The 26,178-nt window shown below is 36.4% G+C and carries 33 protein-coding genes and 2 pseudogenes; 10 read left to right on the top strand and 25 right to left on the bottom strand.

Translation table 11 applies throughout. The annotated features are described in order from the left end of the window. Positions 1-155: 155 nt before the first annotated feature. The 4 genes from ACLBWW_RS25985 to ACLBWW_RS25970 all read right to left on the bottom strand — a co-directional run bounded on the left by ACLBWW_RS25985 (position 156) and on the right by ACLBWW_RS25970 (position 1,762). A complete protein-coding gene (locus ACLBWW_RS25985) occupies positions 156-698 on the bottom strand; it encodes a tyrosine-type recombinase/integrase (RefSeq protein WP_107134813.1) in 543 nt (180 codons plus the stop codon). Next, the gene (locus ACLBWW_RS25980; RefSeq protein ID WP_107134812.1) at positions 695-1,165 is read right to left on the bottom strand and encodes an ArpU family phage packaging/lysis transcriptional regulator; all 471 of its coding nucleotides are present in this window, start codon (positions 1,163-1,165) and stop codon (positions 695-697) included. Before ACLBWW_RS25980 ends, ACLBWW_RS25985 begins: the two co-directional genes overlap by 4 nt. Before the next feature lie 20 nt (positions 1,166-1,185). Next, positions 1,186-1,356, bottom strand: a complete 171-nt coding sequence (locus ACLBWW_RS25975) for a hypothetical protein (protein ID WP_107134811.1) — start codon at positions 1,354-1,356, stop codon at positions 1,186-1,188. Positions 1,357-1,471: 115 nt separating this feature from the next. Next, positions 1,472-1,762 (bottom strand): MFS transporter, encoded by a 291-nt coding sequence (locus tag ACLBWW_RS25970; protein WP_447614307.1) that lies wholly within the window; start codon positions 1,760-1,762, stop codon positions 1,472-1,474. Between the two features lie 125 nt (positions 1,763-1,887). On the opposite strand from ACLBWW_RS25970, the pseudogene ACLBWW_RS25965 reads away from it, so the two are divergent. Both ACLBWW_RS25965 and ACLBWW_RS25960 read left to right on the top strand, forming a co-directional pair. Beyond that, positions 1,888-2,182: pseudogene (locus tag ACLBWW_RS25965) on the top strand (hypothetical protein). Between the two features lie 796 nt (positions 2,183-2,978). Further along, positions 2,979-3,683 carry a BclA C-terminal domain-containing protein gene (locus ACLBWW_RS25960; RefSeq protein WP_447614306.1) on the top strand — a complete coding sequence of 235 codons (705 nt, stop codon included), beginning with the start codon at positions 2,979-2,981 and terminating at the stop codon, positions 3,681-3,683. 218 nt (positions 3,684-3,901) lie between these two features. Here ACLBWW_RS25960 and ACLBWW_RS25955 read toward each other — a convergent pair whose 3' ends face one another. After that, a complete protein-coding gene (locus ACLBWW_RS25955; protein ID WP_070189703.1) occupies positions 3,902-4,123 on the bottom strand; it encodes a hypothetical protein in 222 nt (73 codons plus the stop codon). 607 nt (positions 4,124-4,730) lie between these two features. Between ACLBWW_RS25955 and ACLBWW_RS25950 the strand changes: the two genes are divergently transcribed. Then, a complete protein-coding gene (locus ACLBWW_RS25950; RefSeq protein ID WP_107134808.1) occupies positions 4,731-4,925 on the top strand; it encodes a hypothetical protein in 195 nt (64 codons plus the stop codon). Positions 4,926-5,326: 401 nt separating this feature from the next. Here ACLBWW_RS25950 and ACLBWW_RS25945 read toward each other — a convergent pair whose 3' ends face one another. The 12 genes and pseudogenes from ACLBWW_RS25945 to ACLBWW_RS25890 form a co-directional block, all read right to left on the bottom strand. Next, positions 5,327-5,485 carry a hypothetical protein gene (locus ACLBWW_RS25945; protein ID WP_447614305.1) on the bottom strand — a complete coding sequence of 53 codons (159 nt, stop codon included), beginning with the start codon at positions 5,483-5,485 and terminating at the stop codon, positions 5,327-5,329. Beyond that, positions 5,478-5,672, bottom strand: a complete 195-nt coding sequence (locus ACLBWW_RS25940) for a hypothetical protein (protein WP_447614304.1) — start codon at positions 5,670-5,672, stop codon at positions 5,478-5,480. The genes ACLBWW_RS25945 and ACLBWW_RS25940 overlap by 8 nt, the downstream gene beginning before the upstream one ends. 35 nt (positions 5,673-5,707) lie before the next feature. After that, a pseudogene (locus ACLBWW_RS25935) lies at positions 5,708-6,180 on the bottom strand (hypothetical protein). Between the two features lie 3 nt (positions 6,181-6,183). After that, a complete protein-coding gene (locus tag ACLBWW_RS25930) occupies positions 6,184-6,699 on the bottom strand; it encodes a dUTP diphosphatase (protein ID WP_098831924.1) in 516 nt (171 codons plus the stop codon). A 20-nt stretch (positions 6,700-6,719) separates the two neighbouring features. Next, positions 6,720-7,193 carry a sugar ABC transporter substrate-binding protein gene (locus ACLBWW_RS25925; protein ID WP_107134806.1) on the bottom strand — a complete coding sequence of 158 codons (474 nt, stop codon included), beginning with the start codon at positions 7,191-7,193 and terminating at the stop codon, positions 6,720-6,722. 25 nt (positions 7,194-7,218) lie between these two features. Beyond that, positions 7,219-7,383 (bottom strand): DUF3954 domain-containing protein, encoded by a 165-nt coding sequence (locus ACLBWW_RS25920; RefSeq protein WP_107134805.1) that lies wholly within the window; start codon positions 7,381-7,383, stop codon positions 7,219-7,221. 18 nt (positions 7,384-7,401) lie between these two features. Beyond that, complete coding sequence (locus tag ACLBWW_RS25915) at positions 7,402-7,761, bottom strand: cell division protein SepF (RefSeq protein WP_107134804.1); 360 nt, start codon at positions 7,759-7,761, stop codon at positions 7,402-7,404. Continuing rightward, complete coding sequence (locus tag ACLBWW_RS25910) at positions 7,754-8,032, bottom strand: AbrB/MazE/SpoVT family DNA-binding domain-containing protein (RefSeq protein WP_107134803.1); 279 nt, start codon at positions 8,030-8,032, stop codon at positions 7,754-7,756. Before ACLBWW_RS25910 ends, ACLBWW_RS25915 begins: the two co-directional genes overlap by 8 nt. Positions 8,033-8,035: 3 nt before the next feature. Continuing rightward, a complete protein-coding gene (locus tag ACLBWW_RS25905) occupies positions 8,036-9,106 on the bottom strand; it encodes a DnaD domain-containing protein (protein WP_447614303.1) in 1,071 nt (356 codons plus the stop codon). 235 nt (positions 9,107-9,341) lie between these two features. Beyond that, positions 9,342-9,602 (bottom strand): group-specific protein, encoded by a 261-nt coding sequence (locus ACLBWW_RS25900; RefSeq protein ID WP_098831918.1) that lies wholly within the window; start codon positions 9,600-9,602, stop codon positions 9,342-9,344. Positions 9,603-9,642: 40 nt separating this feature from the next. Beyond that, entirely contained in the window at positions 9,643-10,374 is a 732-nt protein-coding gene (locus tag ACLBWW_RS25895; protein WP_447614302.1) for an ORF6C domain-containing protein, read from the bottom strand. Then, positions 10,337-10,615: a helix-turn-helix domain-containing protein gene (locus tag ACLBWW_RS25890; RefSeq protein ID WP_447614301.1), complete on the bottom strand. Its 279-nt coding sequence runs from the start codon at positions 10,613-10,615 to the stop codon at positions 10,337-10,339. Before ACLBWW_RS25890 ends, ACLBWW_RS25895 begins: the two co-directional genes overlap by 38 nt. Before the next feature lie 254 nt (positions 10,616-10,869). Between ACLBWW_RS25890 and ACLBWW_RS25885 the strand changes: the two genes are divergently transcribed. Further along, entirely contained in the window at positions 10,870-11,214 is a 345-nt protein-coding gene (locus ACLBWW_RS25885; RefSeq protein ID WP_098152302.1) for a helix-turn-helix domain-containing protein, read from the top strand. A 309-nt stretch (positions 11,215-11,523) separates the two neighbouring features. Here the strand turns inward: ACLBWW_RS25885 and ACLBWW_RS25880 are convergent, their stop codons facing one another. Then, positions 11,524-11,676: a hypothetical protein gene (locus tag ACLBWW_RS25880; RefSeq protein ID WP_167514909.1), complete on the bottom strand. Its 153-nt coding sequence runs from the start codon at positions 11,674-11,676 to the stop codon at positions 11,524-11,526. Positions 11,677-11,710: 34 nt separating this feature from the next. Beyond that, positions 11,711-12,850 (bottom strand): AimR family lysis-lysogeny pheromone receptor, encoded by a 1,140-nt coding sequence (locus tag ACLBWW_RS25875; RefSeq protein ID WP_447614300.1) that lies wholly within the window; start codon positions 12,848-12,850, stop codon positions 11,711-11,713. A 491-nt stretch (positions 12,851-13,341) separates the two neighbouring features. On the opposite strand from ACLBWW_RS25875, the gene ACLBWW_RS25870 reads away from it, so the two are divergent. Further along, positions 13,342-13,695, top strand: coding sequence for a helix-turn-helix domain-containing protein (locus tag ACLBWW_RS25870; protein WP_447614299.1), 354 nt, complete (start codon positions 13,342-13,344; stop codon positions 13,693-13,695). Between the two features lie 126 nt (positions 13,696-13,821). On the opposite strand, the gene ACLBWW_RS25865 is transcribed toward ACLBWW_RS25870, so the two are convergent. Beyond that, positions 13,822-13,947, bottom strand: coding sequence for a hypothetical protein (locus ACLBWW_RS25865; RefSeq protein ID WP_257210999.1), 126 nt, complete (start codon positions 13,945-13,947; stop codon positions 13,822-13,824). A 272-nt stretch (positions 13,948-14,219) separates the two neighbouring features. Between ACLBWW_RS25865 and ACLBWW_RS25860 the strand changes: the two genes are divergently transcribed. Then, positions 14,220-15,365: a tyrosine-type recombinase/integrase gene (locus ACLBWW_RS25860; protein ID WP_098831913.1), complete on the top strand. Its 1,146-nt coding sequence runs from the start codon at positions 14,220-14,222 to the stop codon at positions 15,363-15,365. 123 nt (positions 15,366-15,488) lie between these two features. Here ACLBWW_RS25860 and glnA read toward each other — a convergent pair whose 3' ends face one another. From glnA to hflX, 4 genes are all read right to left on the bottom strand, one after another. Next, positions 15,489-16,823, bottom strand: a complete 1,335-nt coding sequence (gene glnA / locus ACLBWW_RS25855) for a type I glutamate--ammonia ligase (RefSeq protein ID WP_048544236.1) — start codon at positions 16,821-16,823, stop codon at positions 15,489-15,491. A gap of 48 nt (positions 16,824-16,871) precedes the next feature. Further along, entirely contained in the window at positions 16,872-17,261 is a 390-nt protein-coding gene (gene glnR, locus ACLBWW_RS25850) for a transcriptional repressor GlnR (RefSeq protein ID WP_000656784.1), read from the bottom strand. A 174-nt stretch (positions 17,262-17,435) separates the two neighbouring features. Next, positions 17,436-18,707 carry a methionine gamma-lyase family protein gene (locus ACLBWW_RS25845; protein ID WP_000460296.1) on the bottom strand — a complete coding sequence of 424 codons (1,272 nt, stop codon included), beginning with the start codon at positions 18,705-18,707 and terminating at the stop codon, positions 17,436-17,438. Next, positions 18,700-19,974 (bottom strand): GTPase HflX, encoded by a 1,275-nt coding sequence (hflX, locus tag ACLBWW_RS25840; protein WP_063260594.1) that lies wholly within the window; start codon positions 19,972-19,974, stop codon positions 18,700-18,702. The genes ACLBWW_RS25845 and hflX overlap by 8 nt, the downstream gene beginning before the upstream one ends. A 92-nt stretch (positions 19,975-20,066) precedes the next feature. On the opposite strand from hflX, the gene ACLBWW_RS25835 reads away from it, so the two are divergent. Both ACLBWW_RS25835 and ACLBWW_RS25830 read left to right on the top strand, forming a co-directional pair. Further along, positions 20,067-20,690, top strand: coding sequence for a trimeric intracellular cation channel family protein (locus ACLBWW_RS25835; protein ID WP_048544241.1), 624 nt, complete (start codon positions 20,067-20,069; stop codon positions 20,688-20,690). Positions 20,691-20,789: 99 nt separating this feature from the next. Then, entirely contained in the window at positions 20,790-20,927 is a 138-nt protein-coding gene (locus tag ACLBWW_RS25830; protein WP_048544244.1) for a hypothetical protein, read from the top strand. 30 nt (positions 20,928-20,957) lie between these two features. On the opposite strand, the gene spoVK is transcribed toward ACLBWW_RS25830, so the two are convergent. Further along, entirely contained in the window at positions 20,958-21,914 is a 957-nt protein-coding gene (spoVK, locus tag ACLBWW_RS25825; protein ID WP_048544246.1) for a stage V sporulation protein K, read from the bottom strand. Positions 21,915-22,177: 263 nt separating this feature from the next. On the opposite strand from spoVK, the gene ACLBWW_RS25820 reads away from it, so the two are divergent. Continuing rightward, positions 22,178-23,143, top strand: coding sequence for a tyrosine-type recombinase/integrase (locus ACLBWW_RS25820; RefSeq protein WP_048544247.1), 966 nt, complete (start codon positions 22,178-22,180; stop codon positions 23,141-23,143). Between the two features lie 113 nt (positions 23,144-23,256). Continuing rightward, positions 23,257-26,178 (top strand): collagen-like repeat preface domain-containing protein (locus ACLBWW_RS25815; RefSeq protein WP_447614298.1); only part of this gene is annotated, 2,922 nt, incomplete at its 3' end.

The following is a 26,178-nucleotide window of genomic DNA, read 5'->3' as shown; positions in this document are numbered from 1 at the left end:
AATCCTTGAAAATGAATTAGCTATAAACTAGAGTGTGTTAAATTCACCTCTACGTATTTAACTCATGTGTATCAAGCATTGATGTATTATTACGGAAATGAATTTGACACGTTCAGTTTGTAGCTAATTCAAAAATTGATAAAAAAAGAAAGAAATCAGATTTTAAATTTCCTTTGATAATCGTTTAATGTATCTTGTTCAATTCCAATATATCTCAATGTTTCTTTTTGCTCTGTATGGTTTAGCATTTGCTGTAAAACCGCTACATCTCTAAACTGTTGATAATGATGATATCCGTACGTTTTACGTAAAGAATGTGTTCCAATACGATCTAAGCCAAACTCTTGCGCCGCTTGATTCAATATTACATAAGCCATTGCCCTTGTAATTGGCTTATTTTTCCCGTTCCTACTTTTAATCAAATACTCGTGTTTCGGCTTCCCTTTTGTATAATCACGAATTGCCTTCTTTAATTCGGATGGCATCTTGATATCCTTTATTTTCTTTGTCTTCTTTTCACGTATAACAATATTCCATCCTTCTACATCACGAACACGCAAGCGCAATATATCTGATATCCTAAAGCCTGTATTAATACCAAGAAGAAACAGAATGTAGTTCCTCTCATTCTGTTTCTTATAGAACTCTTTTATTTCTTGGATGATTTCTTTATTTCGAATTGGTTGTACAATGTTCATACCATTTCTACCTCTTCACCTTGCGCCTTTTGTTTAAACACTTCTTTTCGCAAACTGAAAGCTAAACGTAATAAAGCTTTTCCTTTTACTTTGTAATAGGTAGTTCTACCTAATCTCACTTCATCCATAATATCCGGATCGTAACCCTTCTCTTCCTCCATATAATACATATGAATGATTTGTCTTTCTCTTTTTGGTAACCTGTTAACAGCTCTATGAACCCAATTCATAAATTTATCTCTGACCATCTCATATTGTAGCCTTTCAATCGCTATGTTTTCTGTAGAACTGTTGAATTCATTCGTTACAGATGGAGGAACAATAGAATATGATGCGGTTACTTTAGGTAAAATGTCACTTGGCATTTGAGATAAATACATACGATACTCCTCAAATACTTTTTCAACTTCATTCTTTGTCTCTTCTTCATCTAAAACAGGCATTTTAAATGATAATTGTTTATTCATATTAAATTCCTCCATTGTTTTTATTTTTTTCTTACTGCTCCACGTCTGCGTTCATAGCGTGGCCCACGAATTCCCATTAAATCTTCAATGTCACGAGTACTTAATTTTTCTTTTCTTTTTTTCTTGTTTTTCTTCTTTGCTTGATTCGATTGCTTTTTCCATTCACGTAGCTGATCCTTTAACACCTTCATTTCCCCATCTCCCTTTTCAAAATAAAAAGGACACCTATTCCTAAAACAGCTTTAATTGCCGCTTTAATGAATTGGTGTCCTCTAGTTTTCTAGCCGGACTGTGTTCTGTTTTATCTTATTGCTTATTTAATATCTCCTCGATACCATTATTTAAAAAAGTATCCTCAATTTCTTTATGCCAATAAATATCTCCTGGTTTTTTTAACTTATGATTGAGTATTGATTCAACTAAGATAACTTTGATTAACTCATACGCTTTTTCATTGTCCATTAATTCCAAATTACAAATGATTTCGTTCTGCTTATCTCTAATACTTAATGCCAACTCTGTTACTTCCCTATATAACTCCCTTTTTTTATTATCAATAATCTTCTTTTCAATTAAACTTAATTTTTCTTTATTCATATTAACAACCTCTTTCTAAAAGGATTATTTTGTTGAAAAATCCATTCTAATTTATAAGCACTAGCTTTTTCTTATATTTCCCATTAAAATTTAATAGAGATATTTCAATAACAAAGGAGCAACCTATGAAGCATAATATAAATCTACAATATTTTATTTTTTCACTCATTTGTATCGGTTTATTCTTTTTATACCTTGAAGTATGGTCACCCAAAATGAATATACCTATAAATTCAGCATCTTTTCCTCTTTTATTTATTTTACTAGCCTTAACAATAGGAACTTTTTTTGTTATTTTGGTAAGATTCTCTAAGATAAATAATTGGAAAGCGATAATCTTACTAGCATTTTTCATTGTCTTTGTTTTTAGCACTTATCTTGTTTGTGGGATATAGAATAAGTTCAAACGAAAATCTTTAAGTTCCCTTCTGAATAAAATTCAATATCCCGCTCATACTATACTTACCATCTAGAAATGCATCCCTGATTGGAGCAGTTAGCTTTTGCTAGCTGTTCTTTTCATTTCACTGTCACCCATTAGATAAACGTTCATATATTATTTTGTGCCATCCTTTCTATTAAGTGATCTCGTCATTTTATTTCCGCATACCCTTTATGAGAGAGCACTTTTCGAAGGTGCTCTTTTTTATTCATCCGAATAATCATTACAATTCTGTACATACTATCTGTAAGCTGCTTTCTTAACAGTGATTGCAGCCTGAAGCCTTTTTTGTTAATGGAGCAGTTAGCTTTTACTAGCTGCTCTTTTTGCCGTACAAATTCCTATTTGCTTTAAAATGAATAAACTATCTTGAACCTTACTTTTCAATCATTCACTGGTTCATGACTTACAAACATAACCCCAATACATGGAATGTTTTTATGCGAGCACTCTGGAACAAGTGCTCGTTTTACTTTGGTGTTTTTCTACAAAATGAAATTTTTGTTTAGTTTTTCGGATGGTAACACTTCCCTTTGTATGACCTTCTATCCGTTCATGCAGCTTTACAAATCACTGTCTGAAAAGTTACCACATACATTCCCAAAAAATTTCGAAGTAAAAATATAAGTCTACATATTATAGAACAAAAGATGAAGGCTTACTCTTAAGACCTTTTGTGATTTTCATGGGTTTCTTACTTATACCTGTGTGTCGGTTTGCTCATAAGTTGTTATAGTATCAATTGGTTAGTTAATTTATAAGGGCGGTGTAAAAATGAGTAAATTTAAAAAGAATTGTCACATACCCTTTCCATGTGCCTTTCCTTTGCCTCAAATAGGGCCTACTGGTGCCACTGGACCTACTGGTGCTACTGGACCTACCGGGATAACTGGACCTACCGGGATAACTGGACCTACCGGGATAACTGGACCTACTGGTGCTACTGGACCTACCGGGATAACTGGACCTACTGGTGCTACTGGACCTACCGGGATAACTGGACCTACCGGGATAACTGGACCTACCGGGATAACTGGACCTACTGGTGCTACTGGACTTACTGCATCTGGATTATCTCAATATGCTTATATCTTCAATACAGCAGCTCAAGTAGTTGCCTTAGAAGCACCTATTCTTTTTAATTCAAATGGGGTAATAACGTCTGGATTTACTTTTACCCCTGGAACTTCTCAGATGATGGTTACAAATGCCGGAGATTATAAAATTTCCTTTTCTGTATCAGGAGTTGAGCCTAATCAATTTGCACTATTTTTAAACGGTGCCCCCGTTACCAACTCGGTTTATGGATCAGGTGCAGGAACTCAACAAAACAATGGGCAAACAGTTCTTACTTTAGCCGCAGGTGATATTCTTACCCTTAATAATCATACGTCCGCTGCTGCAGTTACTTTGCAGACTTTAGCAGGTGGAACACAAACAAATATAAATGCTTCGATTGTAATTGAAAAATTAGATTAATTATTGCTTGAAGCTCTGGCAGTCAATAATCTAGAGGGGTTTCTTTTTTTCAACAAGTAGTTAGCATTAGTGATTCATTGTCACATTAAGATTAAATGATCATATATTATTTCTAACCAAGAAACTCTAATCTACTTTTCAACATTTGACTTTTCTCCTAAACAGCACCGTAAGTAAGTGCTCTTTTTTAGTTTCCCTTATTCTACAAAATGAAGTTTTTATTTAAATCTAAATGAAAATTGAATACTTACCTCCGTTTGATGATGTTCCATAATAAAATCGTCATTAACTGGTTTGATTTTTTCATATACTACTTGTATTTCCTCTTCGCTTAAAGCAAACAAGAAACTAATTCTACGCTCTGAAAACTCCCTATGCGTTCTCAATTCGTGCATTGAATCATTTATGCTATGAATACAGCGTAATACATTTTTACTCAATGTTTACAACTCCCTTTTCTAATAAAATAGCGTTTTGGTTCAAAATAATGCCCTCATCCATTTGGACACATTTACCAGTATTTTTACCAAAAAAATCATGATATTGTTATTTAGTCGAGTACGTCATTACTTGACAATTACCCTTAGGAACCCCGCAGACAAACGGGGTTTCTTTTATTTAAATAACGATTTTGTTAAAATTCTCACTGGCCTTTTTTTTTTACTGACATGCTTCATAATTCCAAGTAAGGCATACAATATAAAAAAATTACTCGTAAAAATCTGATTACGATTTTTTGATTTTTTTATATTTCATGAGACATTCACCCGATTTACTAAGAGTGCATATAAAAATGCACTCTTTTTATTTGTTGTTAAATAAGGGTTTTGTTAATGAATTTATAAAATTATTACCATTAGGCAAAAGTCACATATATTATTATGGATTGTTGTTCATAATTTCGGGCGGAGCACCCTGGTCAGGTGCTCTTTTTTTAATACTGATCAAATAAGAATTTTGTTTAATACTGCGTTATTAGCACAAGCCGTTACCTTACGTGAAGAATAAAATATTTCTATATTCAGAATAAGAAAAGGTGTGATCAACATGTTCTTTGCAGCTACGCTTGTTGATATTCGCGACATTGATAATGAATATCTTATAACTTGTACAATAGATAACCATTCTAAATTTAACTTTATAATTACCAAAGATAAGGTGCATGGCAATCCATTTATAGGTGCTCATGTTTCTGGTATCTATGATGACAATAAAGAGATTAAACATATCTTTATTGAATAAGATGACACGCTATTTGTGTCATTACATATGTTTTTAATACCAAATAACTATTTTGTTTAAAATTACCTTAATTTTCATCAACACTTCTTAATGTTCGCATTTACAACTGTATAATATAATTAACTAATTATTAGGAGTGTTAATAATGTTAGAAAACATATTCATCTTTGTATATATTATTTTTGGAGTTAGTTTAATATACGATCTAATAAAGGAACTTCAAAAACCTGAAAAAAAACTCTCTATGGTGGTATTTAATATCCTAATTCTAATAGCTGTTACATACTCTTTATATGAGATATTTATCTAATTCACATAATTAAAATCACATTAAGTCTGTAGCAGATAGGATTACCTACCTGCTTTTTTCTCTAAAATAACGCTTTTGTTCGAAAATAATATCAAGCATTTAACCAATTAGAATACCTGTAAGTTGCATTTCTTACGCTTAATTCCTTACGTGTAGACTCTCGGATTTCTTCGACAGACTCACCCTCAATAACAATAGAATCCTCGACTTCACCGACCGTGTAAAATACTTCATACGCCATATTACTCATTAGCCTCCTTAACCAAAAAACCAACTGAGATTGGACTTCTTCTGCCACGTACATAAATCCAACGACTTCCTTTTACTTCAAATTCATCACTAGAACAAATATATGTCTTACCTTGAATACCTTCCAAAATAGAACCGTTTAAATCATCGTGTTCAGTTACTTGAACTTTATCACCCTTTTTAAGCACTTGAATCCCTCCGTTTTTTATACAAAATTCAAATTTTAAAAGAATGCTAGTTGACCCCCAGGTCTTTCTAATAATGAAACACGTTCCTGCTCTGGCGTTTCTTTAATTTCTTCTTGTTCTGCTGCTAATTCTTCAAAATTAGCAAACCAATGTATTGGAAAACATCCGCATAATTTTTTACGTTCACGATCATGCCAGAAGAAACAATGATTACCCTTAGGCTTTATAATGTAATCCTTAAGCGATTTATTTTTATAACCTTTTGTTCGCCAAATCAATTGCGCTCTATACAGTAAACCTTTATCTAAATTAGGCTTATTAACTTGCGGCTCTGGTGTCCAAACCTCTTTTTCGACAACTTGGAATCTCTCTGCTGGGTAACATCCAAAATGTGATTCTTTACGATTAAATTTGCTGACAAAGTAATGATTTGGCTTTGCTGGGAATAAAAAATATTCTTCATTCCCAACAAAGCTGAATGGTCTACATCTATGCATATACCTTTCATTGCTTAATACCCGTTATTCTGACGTTGATGGTTTACTTTGTTCTTCTTGCAATAGCCTTGCTCAATTTCTTCAAATGTGAACCCTAATTTCTTACCTAATCCTAGGAAGGAATACAGTAGCTCTTCATATAGCTCCATATCTTGAGTTGCACGAAATTCCGATACAGCTTCATATACATTGTTAAATTGATTGACTAACGAACTTGCTGCATAAACTTTTGATTTAAGCTCTAACATTTCCAAATTATACTTTTTAGAATTAAACCCAATGCCATTTCCTAATGATGCTATAAAGTGCAACCCGTCTACATATTCCATTAAAATGACTTCTTTTTCACTAGGACCTTTATTACTCCAATGCTTAAAGCATCTTGTTTCATTTGCAAGTTCTCCAATTTCAACCTGTAAAGCAAGGATCATATTGTAAAATAAATTTTGCCCTTCCAATCCATGTTCCTTGACGATTCTTGTATCTAATGCCTTTTGCATTCCCATTATTCTAGTTAAGTTCATTTTCATTCGCTCCCTCAATAATTGAATTAAGCAACTCTTTTTTCCGTATCTATTAAACAATTAAGCATGTATTCTAAACCAAATTGATCCAATATTAATGTTGCTACTTCAACTTGATGCCTTCCCAACCTGTTTGCTATATCTTCAACGTTAAATCGTTTTTTCCATAAATCTTTAAAACGTTCTATTTCGTCCTCATTCCAAATAAAATTCACTTCTTCTAAGGCGATATAAACATAAGGAGGTATTTCCTTTTTCTTTTTATTCCGAATATCTTTGTCGCCAATTTGTCCTAAACCCATTTTCCGATTATGGATTTTTAACTTATCGACTTGATCTACAATAAGTGCCGCTACCTCTATTTGCTTTCTTTTAAACCTTTTGGAAATCTCTAAAAGAGTGTAGTTACTATTCCAAAGCTCCCGGAATTGGAACACCTCTCTTTGATCCCATAAGAAATCCACTTCTTCTAAAGCGACCTGGACTTTAAAAGCCGACATTTCAAACACTCCTTTAAAAAGCTAATTACTTTATCATTTCATTAGAAGTAGTTTTAACATGACCAACCTTACCGTTAACCCAAATTACAACTTGTTCACCAAAACCACTTGCTGGTGGATTAAATGTAAGGACTTCACCATCCTTTACCACAAGAAGTTTATTATTTGTAACATCAATCTCTTTTTTCATATGTCCATCTCCCTTTTACTACCGCATGTACTCGACAACATCAGGTTTAAATCCACTTCCTAAATAAATTCGTACTGGAATGGCTTCTTTTTTATCTCGTGCCGCCTTACACAATTCCTCTACTGTTTCCCAATTACAAGAGCTATCAATTGATCGTTCATATCGCCAAATTGCTATTGCATACTGTTCAAATAATTCATAACGGTCATCTGGCTCCGTTTTACGTGGTAACTCATCCGTACATTTCGCTTTCTTAGGAACCTGAACGCGTACATCAGCATATGTAGTGCGTCCAGTTCCCCTTTTTACATTTGCTTTCATTACATCGAACTCACAAATTGCTGGCTCTACATCGAAAATATTTAATTGCTTAGGCATGTACCTTCACGCTCTTTTCAATAAGGTCCAGTAATTCACTTGCCCCTTCCTTGCTCAAAAACATTCGACCACCAAACAATTCCATGTTTGATTCGGAAACTTCACCTGTAACAAAGCATGACTTTTCTGGTTTTCTTAAAATTATGTTTTCCCCATCAACATGAAAGTCTAATGCTGTTCCTTCAGCAATTCCTAAAGTTCTGCGTAACTCTACTGGAATTACTACACGTCCAAGCTCGTCCACTTTTCTTATAACACCTGTGTTTTTCATACCTTACTCCCCTTTAGTATTTTTATATTTGCTTAAGATCTCATTAAAACGTGTCTCATTATATGCGGATTCATTATTTTGAGATTGCTGTGGTTGTTGTATAGGTTCAGGTTCCTCCTGTTGATGTAACCAACCTGGTACAGATTCCGTTCGATTAGCATAACCTTTACCAGTACGTTTATTGTTTTTCTTACTCATTTCAAATCGAGTATCTAAAGCAGCAACATCATTTAATGTTTTTACTTTTGCCTTTTCCCAACTACTTAAAATACTGCGGATATATCTCCACTTTGGTACATTTTCATCAATTGCTTTATTAACAGCGTGAGTAATTAATTCATTACCAAATCTATCGCAAAACTCACCTAATTCTTGGATTGCAATCTCACTTAATGGAATTCCTTTTTTAAGTAAAAAGTTGTAACTGATTTTAAATTCTTGATCAATTAATTTCTGAGAAGAAGTAGCATTATCATCATCATTTATATTTGTAGTAATCTCTGTAGTAATATTTGTAGTACTCTCTGTATTTGTCTTACGTTCTAATGTAAGAGACTCTTCCGTTTTATCGTAAGAGGGTGTTTCTTTAGAATGTAAGACCCTCTTACTCTCTGTTGTAATAGGGCTGTTACGTTTCAATGTAGGAGGGGTGTCATTTCCCCAATACATAACGGATATTTTCTGAATCATTTTAGGTATAGGTTCAACATACATAACGTTATTGCACCTTGTCCCGTTAACAACAATCGTCCTAAATTCAATTTTTATAAGACCACGTTCTTTTAAAAAGTCACACGCGTCTTTTACTTGCCTTTTTGTAAATCCAAATGAATCGGCTAATTGTTGATAACTCTTTTGAAGCATGTCTGCCTTGAACTTTTGTTTATATTGAACTTGACTAGACTCTTCACTTCTTACTTCAGTAGGTTTATACCAATAAACGAATTCCCCTAAGATAGTAATTGCAACAATATTAGGTTTGCCATTATCTAACGTAAGTGTTTTAAACCACCCATGATCTATAACATTGCCACGAAAATTTATTTGTCCTATTTGTAATACCTTGTTGTTCATAGCCTTCACTCCTTTTCATAAAACCAATGTGCTATTTCCCTGCTTTCCGTGATATACTTATAACAAATTGTTTTTCTTAAAGGACCCACTGCCATGGGTCTTTTTACTTTGTTCTACGTCACTCCAAGCCCACCGTTTTATTGGTTCGTAGGTAATGTAAAGCAACAATACACTGCATGCGATAAACGTCGCGAATACTCCTAACGATGTTGTATCTTCCACTAAATCACCTCCTTTATCTTTCAGATAGCCATTGCAATAGAAATTCTTTGGCTTTTTGGGATGGAAAGTACCATTTTGAGCCAACTTTAAATTTAGGAAACCTTGGATCAAAGAAGAATTCTTTTTGAATCGTGTTCCAGCTCATACAAGTTCTTCTTTTTAATTCATTCGTATCCCAAAATACTAACTCTGCATCGATTTCTTTAACTTTTTCTTCAACTTTTGCTAAATAAAGGGTTCTTACTTCTTTTTCATCGACTTGAACACTAATCATTTTTCGGATCTCCTTTTCTGTAAAATTTTAATTTTGTCTATTAAGAAATATAATCATCTAATGAACTAGGTCTTTCTGGCGGATACCATCCTGCGATAAATCGCATAGCATTTTGATAATATTTCCTTGGAATTTTATCGTATTTAGCTACACCAAAATGTCTTTTCAATGCGCCATATATTCCCTGATACGATGCATTAACATAACCTTCTTTTTTAAGTTCAAAAACATGTTGTTTTACTTTACGTTGCACAGATCCTTTGTGTTGTTCAGTTAGCCATAATTCGTTATCTACTAGAAGTTTCATTTTGTTCATTTCTTCTTCCGTATGATCTTGTCGTGATTTTATTTGTTTTAATTCAGTCATACTGTGGATAATTGCATCCTCAACACTTTTCGGTTGTTGTTGCAACTTTTGAATATGTTCTTTCATTCGTTTAAACTCTTGTAAGAACTTAATTTTCATTTTCATCGCCTCTGGTGTTATGTAGCTCATTGCAACAATTGCAAATGCATCTTCTGTAAGATTGAATTTTGGATACCATTGTTTATTTTGATGATGCTGGTATTGGGTATGCTCAAAGTTGAGCTGCCCCCATTCCATTTCATTTGCTTCAATCAATTTTTCTATCTGGACCTCAACATCTCGAATTACATTTTTATGTTCTTTTCCAAACATTTGAGCCATTGTTAAACTGTCTGTAACCACTTGATTTCCTTCCATAAAAACAAATTCACTTACTGGATGTTGCATAACTTGCAATTGATTCATTTTCTTTTCCCTCCGTTCCTTCAGTTGTCATTTCGACAACATTTTGAACAAAAAAAAGTTCGTTTATTGATACTCCAAGTGCATTTGCTAAAGTTGGTATCTTTTCAGCATCTAATCTTCTCTTGCCATTTTCTATAAAAGAAATAGCTGAAGCGTGGCTGAAGTCAAGCTTCTTAGCTAGTTTTTCTTGTGTTATATTTTTTTGTTTGCGAATATCTCGGACTCTGTTTCCAAATGTCATATCCGCCTCACCTCCCGTCGTTGTCGTTTTGACAACTTCTTGATTTCATTATAGGTTGTCACTTCGTAAATGTAAACCCTATTTTGTCATTTTGTTAAAAATATTTTTACAGATAGTGAAAAGTTGTCAAAAAGTATATATACTGTAATTAAGCAAAAGTTGTGCAATGCACAGCAAAGCAGTGTAATACACCTTCAAATAAGGAAATGCACATTAGTAATGGGATATTATTTATAAAGGGGAATAATAAAATTATGAACTTAAACGAAAGATTGAAAGCGTGTCGCGAAAAGAAAGGTTACACACAGACTTTCATCTCAGACAAATTAGACGTAAACAAAGCCACTTTATCTAGTTATGAATCAGGAAGACGTAAACCTGACTACGAAACATTAACTAAACTAGCAGACATATACGAGGTTTCTATTGATTACTTATTAGGAAGAGCTATGCATCAAAAACTAACGGTTAAAGAAACAGAAGAGATAAGTAAAGAGACTAACGAATGGATGACGCTGATCAACCAACTTTCAGAGGACAACAAAGAGTTATTTAAATCAACAATTCAAAGCTTTATATCTAAAAATAAAACTCCGTGAGACTAATAATTGTCTACGGAGTTTTATTTTACTTTTTTTCTGTATTTGATAATTCTATTAGCATTTCACGGAGATGTTCAATATTTACCCCTTCAACTTTCTCCATTAATAATAATTCAGACACTAGCTTCTCCATAATACGTTGTCCCCCTCAAAATGTTTATTTATCAACTTTCTCAAGTCTAATTTGGAAAGTATTTGACCATACGGTCGATTCGCTTCCATTCCCCTTAAATTAGAAATGACACTATCAATTGTTGATAGTGTCATTTCTTTTATCTATTAAATTCCCATTATGTTGTGACAGAATCAGCCGCCTGTCCCGCCAGGATCAACTTGCATATATAGTACAGGCTGTTCTACTTTCGCAACCTGCTGAGTATCTTCTGTTTTTACTGCTGTAAAAGAAAAACAAGCTACAGCGGCAATTGCTAAAATCGATTTAATAATCTTTGATTTCAATCATTTCACCACCTTTATGTATGGCTCCATTATATCATTTTAAAGCCATTTTAGGTAGGGAAATATAGAAAAAATCCCCTGTTTTTTCAAAATCTGCTATGGATTCTCCGAAAAATTTTCCATCTCCTGTAGCAAGACCTTTATAGTACTTTTGGAAAGGGGAAAGTCCACCATTTTTCTTTTCTAACTCATCTAAAATAAATACAGCCTCTTTCTTCTTACCTATTTTTGTGTATAGATGTGCTTTTTCAGCTAAACTTGATGGTTTTATTTTTTCAAGATTCTTTTCATGAACTATATTTAGAAAATCAAGTGTGTTTTTTATGAACCCTTTACGATTAAGAAGTTTCTTATTAGTTATGATCGGAAGAGTAGCGAAAGATTGTTCTAAAAAATAGTATGACTTCTCATAATCCATCATATACGTCTCAGCTAATGTACAATAAGCTAATGATTTCATACAATCATAAGGGTTTGTTTCATCATTTATAATTTCGAAACACAATTCCCTTGAAGTCTCTAAATCATTTCCTCTTTGTGCACTCATCGACTCCATTTCTTTTATTCGTAAGGAATATGATTTTCTAATGGTATCTTTACTAACGTCATTAATTAATGGTTTTAATTGATTTGTATATTGTGAAACCATTCGATAATCACCGAAGTTAAGTTGAGCATATATAAACGCAAAACCAGATAATATTTTAGCTTCGTTGTTAGACGTTTTGAATGAATTTCTCATCTTTTCTGTCTCTACAAAAAAATCATCATTAGATATCCTTCCAGATAGGCGAAGAGCGAGTAAATCATAAATGGCTGCTATTTTCTTATTTATTCTTGCGTTTTTCGTAGTTTTATCTGAATTCATTATTCTAGCGGTTAACTGTTTTTGTAGGCCGTATTCCCCGTACATATTCAAAACTTCCATTGCTACCCGTTCATTAACTGGTGTTAATTGTTCAAACATCTTTTTTATGCATTCTCTTCTAAAGTTAATATTATTAGGCTTATGTAGCCTCAAAGATTCTACAAAGTGCATAAAATCAAACTCGCTAGTTTCCTTAAAATAACTGTTTACAGTTGTGTGACTAACATCAAATCGTTTAGCTAACTTACGATTGGTGTAGCCATTACTATTTAAATCCTCATGCATGTTACTTAATAAACTCTGCATTATTTGTCCTCCTTGTGGACAAAAAGACACGTTATACCCATTTTTAACTTTTGAGGAAAACGCGTCACTACATTCAAAAGATGTGTTATAATTATGTACGAGACTTATGACAAGTGTTTTCCCTAGCTGGCTTAGGGTGGACGGTGTAAGGGTGTTAGCGCACCACTTGCACAGTCATGGGTCTTTTTTACGTCCGTTTATTTTATTATTTTCATAATATCACATTTTTTCCAAATTTCAGTCATTCAGTTATCAGATAATTGTTGAGAAAGTTAAAAATCAATATAATACAACATTCCTCTATACTTACTAAAAGTATTACTTATATCTCTGTAATACCTATGTACACATTTTACCATTAATTAAGCAAAAAAGAACACTTGTTCTCATTTTTATTTCAAATAAATCAAACTAAACAATCTTAATTAGACATTATGATTGTTTTACAATCAATTATAGTATGTTAAATCTTTAAATACTATACTCGAATTATGAAAGCATTAGAAGTATTCGCACAAAATTTAAAAAAGCTTAGAAAGTCTAGAGATTTAACACAAGAACAACTCGGTTTAAAACTTAATCTGAGTCGAAATCAGATTAATAATTATGAAAATGCAATGTTTGAACCGAGTATGGAAACGCTTCTACAAATCAGCTCCTTCTTCAACGTACCTTTAGACACTCTTTTCAGCGGCTGCGATCAAACAAAAGATAGGTTATTAGAGAATGCTCTCCATGAAGTTCAATTAACGTATGGAGCGTTAGAAGAACACCAAAGAGAGCGATTTTGCAAACAACTCATATTTTATTCAAAAGTCTTAGCAGAGACTGATGAGTTGTTATGATTTGATTGTAGAAGAAATGTTTTCCAAATTAAAATTGTAAAATTTTCTTTATTTTACAATTTGAGCAAGAGAGCAGGTGCTCTCTTTTTTTCTGCAATAAAAAAAGAGCCATTAGGCTCCTATGTATTACACACCCGTTCCCGGATCTAAAATTATTTTCCATCCCCCTGGATCCTTTTCATATCCAGCGCCACCACCACCTGGATCATTAATTACTTTTGAACCACCTGGGTCTTTTATGGAACTTTTCATCTTGTTATTCCCCCTTTGTTATATACCCGTTCCTGAATCGGTAACTACTTTCCATCCTGTCCCCGGTTCATTAACCTTATGACCACCAGGATCATTTGTATATTCTCCCATACTTTCATCCCCCTTTCTTTTTTTGAATACATAAATATTTTAACCTAGCTATTCATCAGCTGTAAATTTCTTTTACAGTAATTAGGTTATCGTGCTATTATTCAATTACAATTAATGTACAGGCTGTATGTTAACTGTAACTTATGATAAGGAGGATTTTTATGGCTAGCTTTAGAAAAGTAAGCAACGGTTGGCAATATAGGATTAAATTCAAAGACCCCTATACTCACCAGTACAAAGAAAAAACTAAACGTGGCTTTAAAACAAAAAAAGAAGCCCAAATTGCGGCTGCTGAAGAAGAGCAAAAGATATTAAATGGTTTTGAAATCGATAATGTTCCAACATCCTTAAAGTACTTTTTAGAAGATTGGCTTAAACTGTACAAAGAAAATACCGTACGAAAAAACACATTCATCCTACACAAAAGAAACATTGAAAAACACATCATCCCTTATTTTAAAAATATTAATTTAAAAGATTTAAAGCCGATGATGTATCAAAACTTTATTAATCATCTCACTGATCAAGGATATAGCAAGGGAACCGTAAAAATAATTCACCGAACTATGAATAACGCAATGTGTAAGGCTGTTAGTTTAAAAAAGATTGGAACAAACCCTTGTGATGATGTTGTAATTTCAAATAAAAACCAAAAAAAAGAGGAAGGTCTCAAGTATATGCGTACAGAAGACATTCCACTATTCTTAAAAGCATCTTATCAATATAATTACATCTATTATATCTTTTTTAAGACACTTATCAATACTGGAATGCGAAAAGGTGAAGCTGCCGCACTTCAATGGAGTGATATTGATTTTAAAGAACAAACGATAAACATTACAAAAACATTAGATTTCACAGCTAAAGGTGATGAAGAACTATTTGGTGATACAAAGACATTTTCATCTAGACGAACAATTATGATTCCGGCTCCCCTTGCTAAAGATTTGTTGAATCATAAGAAATGGCAAAATGAAAATAAATTAGTATTACAAGAAAGTTATAAACATGATTTAGATTTAGTTTTCACCAGAACAGACGGTAATTTCTTGCCAAAATCAACTTTATTTAATGCCTTTTCAAGAATTTTAAAAAAGGTTAACATACCTAGTCTTGATATCCACTCTCTAAGGCATACACATGCCGTTTTGTTATTAGAATCAGGCGCTAACTTAAAATATATACAAGAACGATTAGGTCATAAAAGTATCGAAATGACATCCAATGTCTATTCGCATATTAGTGATAAAATCAATAAAGACTCTATTTCTGAATTTGAAAAGTATATGAGTAATGTTTTAGAGTAGAATTTTTTTTGGTGTTTTTTGTGGCTGTTTTGTGGCTGTTTTTCATTTCACAACCACATAAGGTTGTGGTAAGAGGTAAATAAAAAAACCCTTGATACCAGTCATATCAAGGGTTTAAGCCTCTTAGTAAAGAGACATATATTGATCACGTTCCCATTGGTGAACTTGTGTTCTAAAGATATCCCACTCAATCTCTTTTGCTTCGATGAAGTGCTCAAGTAAATGGTCACCTAGTGCACCACATACTACTTCATTAGATTGTAATGTAACTAATGCTTGCGCTAATGTTGCTGGTAAGTCAACGATGCCAGCTTCTTCGCGCTCTTCTTTTGTCATCACGTAGATGTTACGGTCTACTGCAGCTGGTGGAGTTAATTTGTTTTTAATTCCATCAAGACCTGCTGCTAATAATGTAGCCATTACTAAATATGGGTTTGCAGCTGGGTCAACACTACGTACTTCTACGCGTGTACTAATACCACGAGATGCAGGGATACGTACTAATGGGCTACGGTTTTGTGCAGACCATGCTACGTAACAAGGAGCTTCGTATCCAGGTACTAAACGCTTGTAAGAGTTTACAGTTGGATTTGCTACCGCTGTAAATGCTGGTGCGTGTTTTAAAATACCTGCGATGAAATGACGAGCATCATCACTTAATTGTAAGTCACCGTTTTGATCGAAGAATACGTTCTCACCATTTTTGAATAGTGATAAGTTACAGTGCATACCTGAACCGTTCACACCGTATAATGGTTTTGGCATAAATGTTGCGTGTAAACCGTGTTTACGAGCAATTGTTTTTACAACAAGTTTGAATGTTTGAATGTCATCACATGAGCGAATTGCATTTGCATATTTAAAGTCAATTTCGTGTTGCCCTGGAGCAACCTCATGGTGAGACGCTTCAATTTCAAAGCCCATCTCTTCTAGTTCAAGAACGATATCACGACGACAGTTTTCCCCTAGATCCATCGGCGCAAGGTCGAAGTATCCACCGTTATCGTTTAATTCTAATGTTGGATTTCCTTTTTCATCTACTTTAAATAGGAAGAATTCTGGCTCTGGTCCAAGATTGAAATCTGAGAATCCTAAAGCTTCCATTTCTTTTAACACACGTTTTAAGTTGTTACGTGGGTCTCCATCAAATGGAGTGCCATCCGCATTGTAAATGTCACAAATTAGACGGGCAACTTTACCTTTTTCAGCAGTCCATGGGAAAATTACCCAAGTATCTAAGTCAGGATATAAATACATATCAGATTCTTCAATACGTACAAAACCTTCAATCGAAGATCCATCAAACATCATTTTGTTATCAAGAGCTTTCGTTAATTGTCTCACTGGAATCTCTACGTTTTTAATTACTCCTAAAAGGTCTGTAAATTGTAAACGGATATACTTTACATTCTCTTCTTCCGCCAAACGGAAAATATCTTCTTTTGTGTACCTAGCCATTATAAATTCCTCCTTCGTCCCTCTAAACACCTTCAGAATCAGTTCTCTTTAGTGAAAAAACCTTGAAATGTCACCTTGTCGCAATGAAGTTCGATTAAATCTACCTGTATGTTGTAGCTCATCTCGAAGTATTTTGCGAAGCTCAGTTTTTGAAATTTCTTTCGTTTCTTCTTTTACTTTCACTGTTTCTGTTTGATTTTCTTTCATTAGTAACACTTGTTTAATACCAGCCATATTCAAGCCTTGATCTAATAAATCTTTAATCTCTAACAACTTATCTACATCGTTAAATGAAAATAATCTGCGATTCCCCTTTGTACGGGTTGGAGAAACAAGATTATGCTCTTCATAGTAGCGAATTTGACGTGCAGATAATTGTGTTAAATCCATAACAATACCAATAGGAAACAGCGGGGCAGAACGTCTATCTTCTTTCATTGTTTCAGTTCCTCCTTCGCCTTAACTGCTTCTCATTTTATACCATGTTATGTTTAGTGTCAATAGATGTTAGCTTTTCTTACATGATTTTTTATAAATTTTTTCATTCTTTTTTCTAGTGAAATAAATCATTACTTTTACAAGAAAAAAGCTGTCGAAATCGACAGCTTCCCCTTAAGAAATTGTTAATAATTCTTTTTCAATTAATGCATCAATTGCAGAACAAATTGCAATCTTCACATGTGAATAAGTTAACCCACCTTGCACGTAAGCAACATAAGGGGGACGAATTGGACCATCAGCTGACAATTCAATACTTGCACCTTGAATAAACGTTCCCGCAGCCATAATTACATCATCTTCATAACCCGGCATATAGTTGGCATATGGAGTGAAGTGAGAATTAATCGGAGATGCATATTGAATTGCTTGGCAGAATGCAATCATACGATCTTTATCATCAAATTGAACAGACTGAATTAAATCTGTTCTTGGCGCATTCCATGCTGGTGATGTATTCATTCCTAACTTCTCTAAAAATGCAGCTGTAAAAATCGCACCTTTTAGCGCTTGTCCCGCTACATGCGGCGCTAAGAAGAAACCTTGATACATTTCTTGTAGACTGTATAAAGATGCCCCTGCTTCCGCACCGATTCCTGGAGATGTTAAACGATATGCACACGCTTCAACATACTGTTCTTTACCAACGATATAACCACCAGTTTTAACAATTCCACCACCAGGGTTCTTAATAAGCGAACCTGCCATTAAATCTGCACCAACATGACATGGCTCTTGCTCTTCAATAAATTCGCCATAACAATTATCTACAAATACAACAACATCTGGTTTAATTTCTTTAACAAACGCTATCATCTCTTTAATTTGAGAAATAGTAAATGACGGACGAGTAGCATAGCCCTTTGAACGCTGAATACCAATCATCTTCGTATTACTATGAATTGCAGCCGCAACAGCTCCAAAATCAACAAGCCCCTCTTCAGTAAGCGGAACTGCATTATAACCAATATTATATTCTTTAAATGAACCTACACCTTTTCCGCGTACACCAACGATTTCTTCTAACGTATCATACGGCTTGCCAGTGATGTACAATAACTCATCTCCTGGACGTAAAATACCGAATAACGCTGTAGAAATAGCGTGAGTACCTGAAATAATTTGTGGACGAACAAGACCAGCTTCCGCTCCAAATACATCCGCATACACTTTTTCTAACGTATCACGGCCAATATCATCATAACCGTAACCTGTCGTCGGAATAAAATGCGAATCGCTAATTTTATGTTTACGAAAACTTTCTAATACACGAAACTGATTACTTTCAATTACTTCATCCGCACGTTTATGTACTTCTGTAATTTGGCTCTCTACTTCTTTTACGATTGGAGCAATTTTTTCTCCATTTTTCAAACGATCAAACATTTTTATTTTCTCCTTCTTCCACTAAAAATCTCTTTAATTGCACATTAAGCGATGAATGAGCAAAAATATACCCTACGCAATCATATACAAATTTATCTTCTAAAAACTCCATCTTTGTTAAAAGTGTTTCCGTTTTTAATAACGTTAACAACTTACCTTCACTCGGAGGAATTTCCACTTGATAACAATTCATTTCTTCCTTCATTTTCGTTTCTATCGCTTCTTTTATATGTAATAAATCATCTTCTTCAAAAGCACTAGTCATTAAGAAGTCACTTTTCGGAAACGGAATAAAGTTTTGATGTAATTCATCTTTTTTATTATATAACGTAATAATAGGAATATGATTAATTTCAAGTTCTGACAATAATTGTTTTACTGTTTTTTCATGCCCTACATAATTAGGATCTGCAGAATCAACTACATGTAAAATAACATCCGCTTCACCAGCTTCTTCTAATGTCGAACGAAAAGCCGCAATTAATGACGTAGGTAAATCCTGTATAAAACCAACCGTATCAGTTAGTAATACTGTATAACCAGAAGGTAACGGCATTTTCCTTGTCGTCGGGTCTAACGTTGCAAACAACAAGTTTTCTTCAAATGTATCAGCTTCCGTCAACCTATTAAACAGCGTAGATTTCCCCGCATTCGTATATCCTATTAATGAAACTTGAAATACTTTATTATCTTTTCTTCTCTCACGATATCTTTTCCGATGTTCCACAACGACTGCAAGTTGTTTCTTTATTTCATCAATACGTGATCGAATATGACGACGATCCGTCTCTAGTTTCGTCTCACCTGGTCCCCTTGTTCCAATACCACCACCAAGACGTGATAAAGACAATCCTTGCCCCATAAGACGCGGCATTGTATATTGCAACTGAGCTAATTCTACTTGAAGCTTACCTTCCCTCGACTTCGCACGTTGCGCAAAAATATCTAATATTAATTGCGTTCGATCAATTACCCTCGCATCTAATACTGAGGATAAATTCCGAATTTGACTCGGCGTTAATTCGTTATTAAATACGATAACATCCGGTTCTAATTCTTCAGTTAACATTGTAAGCTCTTCTAATTTACCTTTACCTATATACGTCGCCGGATGAAACTTCGGTCGTTTTTGCGTTGTAGACACTAACAATTCTGCTCGCGCAGTCTTCGCTAGCGATGCAAGCTCTTTCATGGAATGCATAAATTTTTCATCATCTTCTTGCGGCAATTGACAGCCCACTAATATGACTTTTTCTTTTTCTTCCATCAAATATGTTCACTCATCCTTTTCGAAATTTAAACCTTCTAATATAATAGCAGAGGAAGCACATTTCATCTAGTTAGCGGGGGAGAAAATTCATGGCATGGGAGATTTTTAGCATCATAGGCACAATTGCTTTCGCACTAAGCGGAGCCATTGTTGCAATGGAAGAGGATTATGATATTTTCGGGGTGTATATTTTAGGAATGGCGACCGCATTTGGGGGAGGTGCCCTTCGTAATTTATTAATCGGTTATCCGATTGTCGCGTTTTGGCAACAAGACATGTTATTCCAAATCGCACTTTTATCAATGACAATTATTTTTCTTTTTCCTAATAAATTAATTAGACACTGGAAAAAGTGGGAAAACATCACTGATGCTATCGGCTTATCAGCATTTGCCGTACAAGGAGCATTATATGCTCAGAAATTAAATTTACCAATTAGCGCTACAATCGTAGCAGCTGTTTTAACTGGCATTGGCGGTGGTATTATCCGCGATCTTTTAGCCCGTAGAAAACCTCTCGTCCTTCGAGCTGAAGTATATGCTTTTTGGACGATTCTAGCAGGTTTCTTAATCGGCGCTCAAATTATTGTTAGTGATTGGGCTTTATACACCTTATTCATTTTAATTGTTTGCTTCCGCATGGTTTCTATTCATTACAAATGGCATTTACCGCATAGACGCATCGACACAAACGAACGTTCAGTGCATAAATAGCAATCCAACCTCTTTACAGATCGTAAAGAGGTTTTTCTTTTCTAACGAGTTTTTCTTTACATAATGTTTATACTAATCCTCAAAGCGAGGTGAATACAAATGACAAACCACGTTAATAAAGGTGCTCAAAAAAGCTCAGTAGGTCAATTTGGGCATGATCCTAATTCTGCACACGAAAAAAGTGCTAAAATGGAACGTTTCCATAAATCTTATCAAGAAAAAGCAAAAAAAGAGTAACAGCACTTATACCAAAAACAGACGCACAGTTTATGTACTGTGCGTCTCCTCTTCAAGCATCAAATCACTACTTGATATCCCAATTAAATCATATTTATCATACGTATCCTCTTGCAACAAGCGCATAGCCTGTGTACGAATCGATTTTTCAACGATATTCCGTACATATCTTCCATTACTAAACGATGTAATTTGCGATGAGTACTTTACAGCATGTAAATGATCTCTAAATTTCCATTCAGCCTCTTTCGATAACTGGTATTCACGTTCCTCATACATCCTCTTCCCTATTTCTAACAGCTGATTTACCGAGTAATCCGCAAATTCAATTATAAACGGAAAACGGGATTGCAGACCTGGATTTAATGAAAGAAAGTGATTCATCTCTCTTGAATATCCGGCTAAAATTAATACAAAACCGTGTTGTTTATCTTCCATATGTTTCACGAGCGTATCAATTGCTTCTTTCCCAAAATCTTTTTCTCCTCCTCGGGCTAACGAATACGCCTCATCAATAAACAAAATACCTCCCATTGCTTTTTTTATTAAATCTCTTGTTTTTTGAGCTGTATGACCGATATACTCTCCTACAAGATCCGCACGTTCAGCTTCAACTAAGTGCCCTTTTGATAGAATATTCATCTCAAACAACAATTTCCCTATCATTCTAGCAACAGTTGTCTTCCCTGTACCCGGATTCCCTTTAAACAACATGTGGAGTACTTGCTTCTCAGACTTCAACCCTATTTCTTGTCTTTTTTTATTTACATAAATCCAAGCATATATTTCTTTTATTATCTTTTTTATTTCATCCATCCCAACAAGCTTTCCCATCTCTTCTTCAATTCTTTGCAGCATCTCATGTTTCGTAGTAGTTTCACTTGAAATTACTGCTTTATTTTCTGCGGCCGGTAAAGAAATTTTCTTTCGATGATTTAACACAATGTTAATTTGATTATTATTTTTCTTTCGCATCGATTGTTCCATACAATCACCTCATTTTATCCTGCATGAACAAGCAGTAAGACTCCCACCTCAAAATTCAGCAAACGCGAGGAAGTTAGACGAGAGATAGCTACCCGTAAATGCCCGATTGGTTCAACTAATAATCAAGGGAGATGAACAAATACCCCACTGATTAAAGTTTCACTTTATCCACTCACCAAATATTATTATTCCTGTCTCCCTTGCAAATGACTATTTTCAGAAAAGTTTGCTATAATATAAGAAATAATGAAGGTGGTGGGACTATGGAGACAACGGAATTCCATGATACAATACAAGCCTTTTCTATTTTTTTATTGAATAAAGGCCGAAAACCTTCAACCATTAAACGTTATGTTTATGACATTGAAGATTTCGGACATTGGTTAGAAAAAAACAAAAAGCTCCCTTCCAGTAATATATGGGCTACACTTTGTACAAAAGACTATGAAGATTACTTTTCCGACTTAAAAAAGAATCGACATTACTCAGAGAAAACGATGCACCGTGTATTTATTGTATTAAATAGAATGCATCACTTTCTAAACATCCCTAATCCATTAAAGAACATGGAAATTTCTATTCAACCAGACCGCACACTTCGTAATGAGGATTTCATTTCATCTGATGAAGAAAAAAGATTAAAACATATAGTCACTTCATTAGAAGGACTTTCAGAAAAACAGCGTCCTGTGCGCCCTTTATTAATGGATCGTAATATCGCTATTTTAAATTTATTAATCGACTACGGATTATCCTTACAAGATCTTACAGCATTAACTATGCAGCACGTCCACTTTGAAACGAACACATTATCTATCCCAGCAACCGCAGGGATAGAAAGAACAATTACATTAACTAGCGAAGACAAAAAACAACTATATACTTATTACAAAAGCATCCCAGAGCCCGTTCGTCCAAAATACCATAGTAATGATCCATTATTTATTGCCTTTGATTTTAATCGCGGAACATACAGATGGGTATACGAAAATGATGCACCAAAGGGATTAACAGAAATCGCTATCCAAAAAATGATTCGCCTTGAAGTATCTAGAGCTAATTTACGTAAAGGAATCTCAGGACAACACTTTCGTAACACCTATATTTTAAACTTAATAAAAAAAGAAACTCCAGAATCAGAAATTATAAAACTAGTTGGATTTAAATCAAAAGTTTCACTCAAACGATATTATCAATACGCAGAAAATAGAAAAAACGCCTTATCCTAAGGCGTTTTTTCTATTTTTTCTTTAAACAAACGATTTTACTATGACCATTTAACTAATTTTTGCATCTACTATGATGAGTTTCTTTCATATCCTCATGAGAAAGGAGAGATTTAATGTCTCATTTTAACGACAGTCAGAACAAATTCTCCAAACCATGCTTTCCAAGTAGCGCCGGACGAATCCCAAATACTCCATCCATCCCAGTTACTAAGGCACAACTTAGAACATTCCGCGCAATCATTATCGATCTAACAAAAATAATTCCAAAACTTTTCGCAAATCCATCTCCTCAAAATATTGAAGATCTAATCGATACATTGAACTTACTAAGTAAATTTATTTGTTCACTAGACGCTACTTCCTCCCTGAAAGCACAAGGGTTAGCTATTATTAAAAATTTAATAACTATATTAAAAAATCCAACCTTCGTAGCAAGCGCTGTATTTATTGAGCTTCAAAATCTAATTAATTATTTACTATACATTACAAAACTATTCCGAATTGACCCTTGCACACTTCAAGAGCTTCTTAAATTAATAGCAGCATTACAAACCGCTCTAGTTAATTCTGCTTCATTCATTAAAGGACCTACCGGGCCTACTGGGCCAGCAGGCGCTACTGGCGCTACCGGACCTCGAGGTAACACGGGTGCTACTGGCGCTACCGGACCTCAAGGTAACACGGGCGCTACTGGTGCTACCGGACCTCAAGGTAACACGGGCGCTACTGGTGCCACCGGGCCTCGAGGTAACACGGGTGCTACTGGTGCCACTGGGTCTCAAGGTAACACGGGTGCTACTGGTGCCACTGGGCCTCGAGGTAACACGGGTGCTACTGGTGCCACTGGGCCTCAAGGTAACACGGGTGCTACTGGTGCCACTGGGCCTCAAGGTAACACGGGTGCTACTGGTGCCACTGGGCCTCGAGGTAACACGGGTGCTACTGGTGCCACTGGACCTCAAGGTGCTCAAGGTAACACGGGTGCTACTGGTGCCACTGGGCCTCGAGGTAACACGGGTGCTACTGGTGCCACTGGACCTCAAGGTATTCAAGGTAACACGGGTGCTACTGGTGCCACTGGGCCTCGAGGTAACACGGGTACTACTGGTGCCACTGGGCCTCAAGGTAACACGGGTGCTACTGGTGCCACTGGGCCTCGAGGTAACACGGGTGCTACCGGTGCCACTGGACCTCAAGGCGTTCAAGGTAACACGGGCGCTACTGGTGCCACTGGACCTCAAGGTATTCAAGGTAACACGGGTGCTACTGGGCCTCAAGGTAACACGGGTGCTACCGGTGCCACTGGTATAGGAGTTACCGGACCTACCGGACCTTCTGGTGGGCCTCCTGGACCTACTGGGCCTCAAGGACCTCAAGGTAACACGGGTGCTACTGGGCCTCAAGGCGCTCAAGGTAACACAGGTGCTACTGGGCCTCAAGGTATTCAAGGTAACACTGGTGCTACTGGTGCTACTGGGCCTCAAGGTATTCAAGGTAACACGGGTGCTACTGGTGCTACTGGACCTCAAGGTATTCAAGGTAACACGGGTGCTACTGGGCCTCAAGGCGCTCAAGGTAACACAGGCGCTACTGGACCTCAGGGTGTTCAAGGTAACACGGGTGCTACTGGTGCTACTGGACCTCAAGGTGTTCAAGGTAACACGGGTGCTACTGGGCCTCAAGGTATTCAAGGTAACACGGGTGCTACTGGGCCTCAAGGCGCTCAAGGTAACACGGGTGCTACCGGCGCTACTGGACCTCAAGGTGTTCAAGGTAACACAGGTGCTACTGGTGCTACTGGACCTCAGGGTGCTCAAGGTAACACAGGTGCTACTGGTGCTACTGGACCTCAGGGTGCTCAAGGTAACACAGGTGCTACTGGTGCTACTGGACCTCAGGGTGCTCAAGGTAACACAGGTGCTACTGGTGCTACTGGACCTCAGGGTGCTCAAGGTAACACTGGTGCTACTGGACCTCAAGGTGTTCAAGGTAACACAGGTGCTACCGGCGCTACCGGACCTCAAGGTGTTCAAGGTAACACAGGTGCTACCGGCGCTACTGGACCTCAAGGCGTTCAAGGTAACACAGGTGCTACTGGCGCTACTGGACCTCAAGGCGCTCAAGGTAACACAGGTGCTACCGGCGCTACTGGACCTCAAGGCGCTCAAGGTAACACAGGTGCTACTGGCGCTACTGGACCTCAAGGCGCTCAAGGTAACACAGGTGCTACTGGTGCCACTGGACCTCAAGGTGTTCAAGGTAACACAGGTGCTACTGGTGCTACTGGTGCTACTGGTGCTACTGGACCTCAGGGTGCTCAAGGTAACACAGGTGCTACCGGCGCTACCGGACCTCAAGGTGTTCAAGGTAACACAGGTGCTACCGGCGCTACCGGACCTCAAGGTGTTCAAGGTAACACGGGTGCTACCGGCGCTACTGGACCTCAAGGCGTTCAAGGTAACACGGGTGCTACTGGTGCTACCGGCGCTACTGGACCTCAAGGCGTTCAAGGTAACACAGGTGCTACTGGCGCTACTGGACCTCAAGGCGCTCAAGGTAACACAGGTGCTACTGGCGCTACTGGACCTCAAGGCGCTCAAGGTAACACAGGTGCTACTGGTGCCACTGGACCTCAAGGCGCTCAAGGTAACACAGGTGCTACTGGCGCTACTGGACCTCAAGGTAACACAGGTGCTACTGGCGCTACTGGACCTCAAGGTATTCAAGGTAACACAGGTGCTACTGGTGCCACTGGACCTCAAGGTAACACAGGTGCTACTGGCGCTACTGGACCTCAGGGTGTTCAAGGTAACACGGGTGCTACTGGTGCTACCGGCGCTACTGGACCTCAGGGCGTTCAAGGTAACACGGGTGCTACTGGACCTCAAGGTACTCAAGGTAACACGGGTGCTACTGGTGCTACCGGCGCTACTGGACCTCAGGGCGTACAAGGTAACACGGGTGCTACTGGACCTCAAGGTACTCAAGGTAACACGGGTGCTACTGGTGCTACCGGCGCTACTGGACCTCAGGGC

It is taken from the genome of Bacillus sp. M5A3_1b (genome assembly GCF_053345335.1).
The sequence above is the reverse complement of the archived record's forward strand: the minus strand, read 5'-3'. Positions and strand labels throughout refer to the sequence as shown.

Coding starts and splice junctions, on each gene's coding strand:
- ACLBWW_RS25820 (WP_048544247.1), top strand. CDS start 22,178: ATGGAGACAACGGAATTCCATGATACAATACAAGCCTTTTCTATTTTT.
- ACLBWW_RS25980 (WP_107134812.1), bottom strand. CDS start 1,165: ATGAATAAACAATTATCATTTAAAATGCCTGTTTTAGATGAAGAAGAG.
- ACLBWW_RS25845 (WP_000460296.1), bottom strand. CDS start 18,707: ATGTTTGATCGTTTGAAAAATGGAGAAAAAATTGCTCCAATCGTAAAA.
- ACLBWW_RS25930 (WP_098831924.1), bottom strand. CDS start 6,699: ATGAAAATGAACTTAACTAGAATAATGGGAATGCAAAAGGCATTAGAT.
- glnA (WP_048544236.1), bottom strand. CDS start 16,823: ATGGCTAGGTACACAAAAGAAGATATTTTCCGTTTGGCGGAAGAAGAG.
- ACLBWW_RS25975 (WP_107134811.1), bottom strand. CDS start 1,356: ATGAAGGTGTTAAAGGATCAGCTACGTGAATGGAAAAAGCAATCGAAT.
- ACLBWW_RS25835 (WP_048544241.1), top strand. CDS start 20,067: ATGGCATGGGAGATTTTTAGCATCATAGGCACAATTGCTTTCGCACTA.
- ACLBWW_RS25900 (WP_098831918.1), bottom strand. CDS start 9,602: ATGATTAGTGTTCAAGTCGATGAAAAAGAAGTAAGAACCCTTTATTTA.
- ACLBWW_RS25885 (WP_098152302.1), top strand. CDS start 10,870: ATGAACTTAAACGAAAGATTGAAAGCGTGTCGCGAAAAGAAAGGTTAC.
- ACLBWW_RS25860 (WP_098831913.1), top strand. CDS start 14,220: ATGGCTAGCTTTAGAAAAGTAAGCAACGGTTGGCAATATAGGATTAAA.
- ACLBWW_RS25875 (WP_447614300.1), bottom strand. CDS start 12,850: ATGCAGAGTTTATTAAGTAACATGCATGAGGATTTAAATAGTAATGGC.
- ACLBWW_RS25830 (WP_048544244.1), top strand. CDS start 20,790: ATGACAAACCACGTTAATAAAGGTGCTCAAAAAAGCTCAGTAGGTCAA.
- ACLBWW_RS25890 (WP_447614301.1), bottom strand. CDS start 10,615: ATGACATTTGGAAACAGAGTCCGAGATATTCGCAAACAAAAAAATATA.
- ACLBWW_RS25870 (WP_447614299.1), top strand. CDS start 13,342: ATGAAAGCATTAGAAGTATTCGCACAAAATTTAAAAAAGCTTAGAAAG.
- ACLBWW_RS25985 (WP_107134813.1), bottom strand. CDS start 698: ATGAACATTGTACAACCAATTCGAAATAAAGAAATCATCCAAGAAATA.
- ACLBWW_RS25950 (WP_107134808.1), top strand. CDS start 4,731: ATGTTCTTTGCAGCTACGCTTGTTGATATTCGCGACATTGATAATGAA.
- spoVK (WP_048544246.1), bottom strand. CDS start 21,914: ATGGAACAATCGATGCGAAAGAAAAATAATAATCAAATTAACATTGTG.
- ACLBWW_RS25915 (WP_107134804.1), bottom strand. CDS start 7,761: ATGCCTAAGCAATTAAATATTTTCGATGTAGAGCCAGCAATTTGTGAG.
- ACLBWW_RS25910 (WP_107134803.1), bottom strand. CDS start 8,032: ATGAAAAACACAGGTGTTATAAGAAAAGTGGACGAGCTTGGACGTGTA.
- ACLBWW_RS25895 (WP_447614302.1), bottom strand. CDS start 10,374: ATGAATCAATTGCAAGTTATGCAACATCCAGTAAGTGAATTTGTTTTT.
- ACLBWW_RS25925 (WP_107134806.1), bottom strand. CDS start 7,193: ATGTCGGCTTTTAAAGTCCAGGTCGCTTTAGAAGAAGTGGATTTCTTA.
- ACLBWW_RS25920 (WP_107134805.1), bottom strand. CDS start 7,383: ATGAAAAAAGAGATTGATGTTACAAATAATAAACTTCTTGTGGTAAAG.
- ACLBWW_RS25960 (WP_447614306.1), top strand. CDS start 2,979: ATGAGTAAATTTAAAAAGAATTGTCACATACCCTTTCCATGTGCCTTT.
- ACLBWW_RS25865 (WP_257210999.1), bottom strand. CDS start 13,947: ATGAAAAGTTCCATAAAAGACCCAGGTGGTTCAAAAGTAATTAATGAT.
- ACLBWW_RS25905 (WP_447614303.1), bottom strand. CDS start 9,106: ATGAACAACAAGGTATTACAAATAGGACAAATAAATTTTCGTGGCAAT.
- glnR (WP_000656784.1), bottom strand. CDS start 17,261: ATGAAAGAAGATAGACGTTCTGCCCCGCTGTTTCCTATTGGTATTGTT.
- ACLBWW_RS25945 (WP_447614305.1), bottom strand. CDS start 5,485: ATGAGTAATATGGCGTATGAAGTATTTTACACGGTCGGTGAAGTCGAG.
- hflX (WP_063260594.1), bottom strand. CDS start 19,974: ATGGAAGAAAAAGAAAAAGTCATATTAGTGGGCTGTCAATTGCCGCAA.
- ACLBWW_RS25970 (WP_447614307.1), bottom strand. CDS start 1,762: ATGAATAAAGAAAAATTAAGTTTAATTGAAAAGAAGATTATTGATAAT.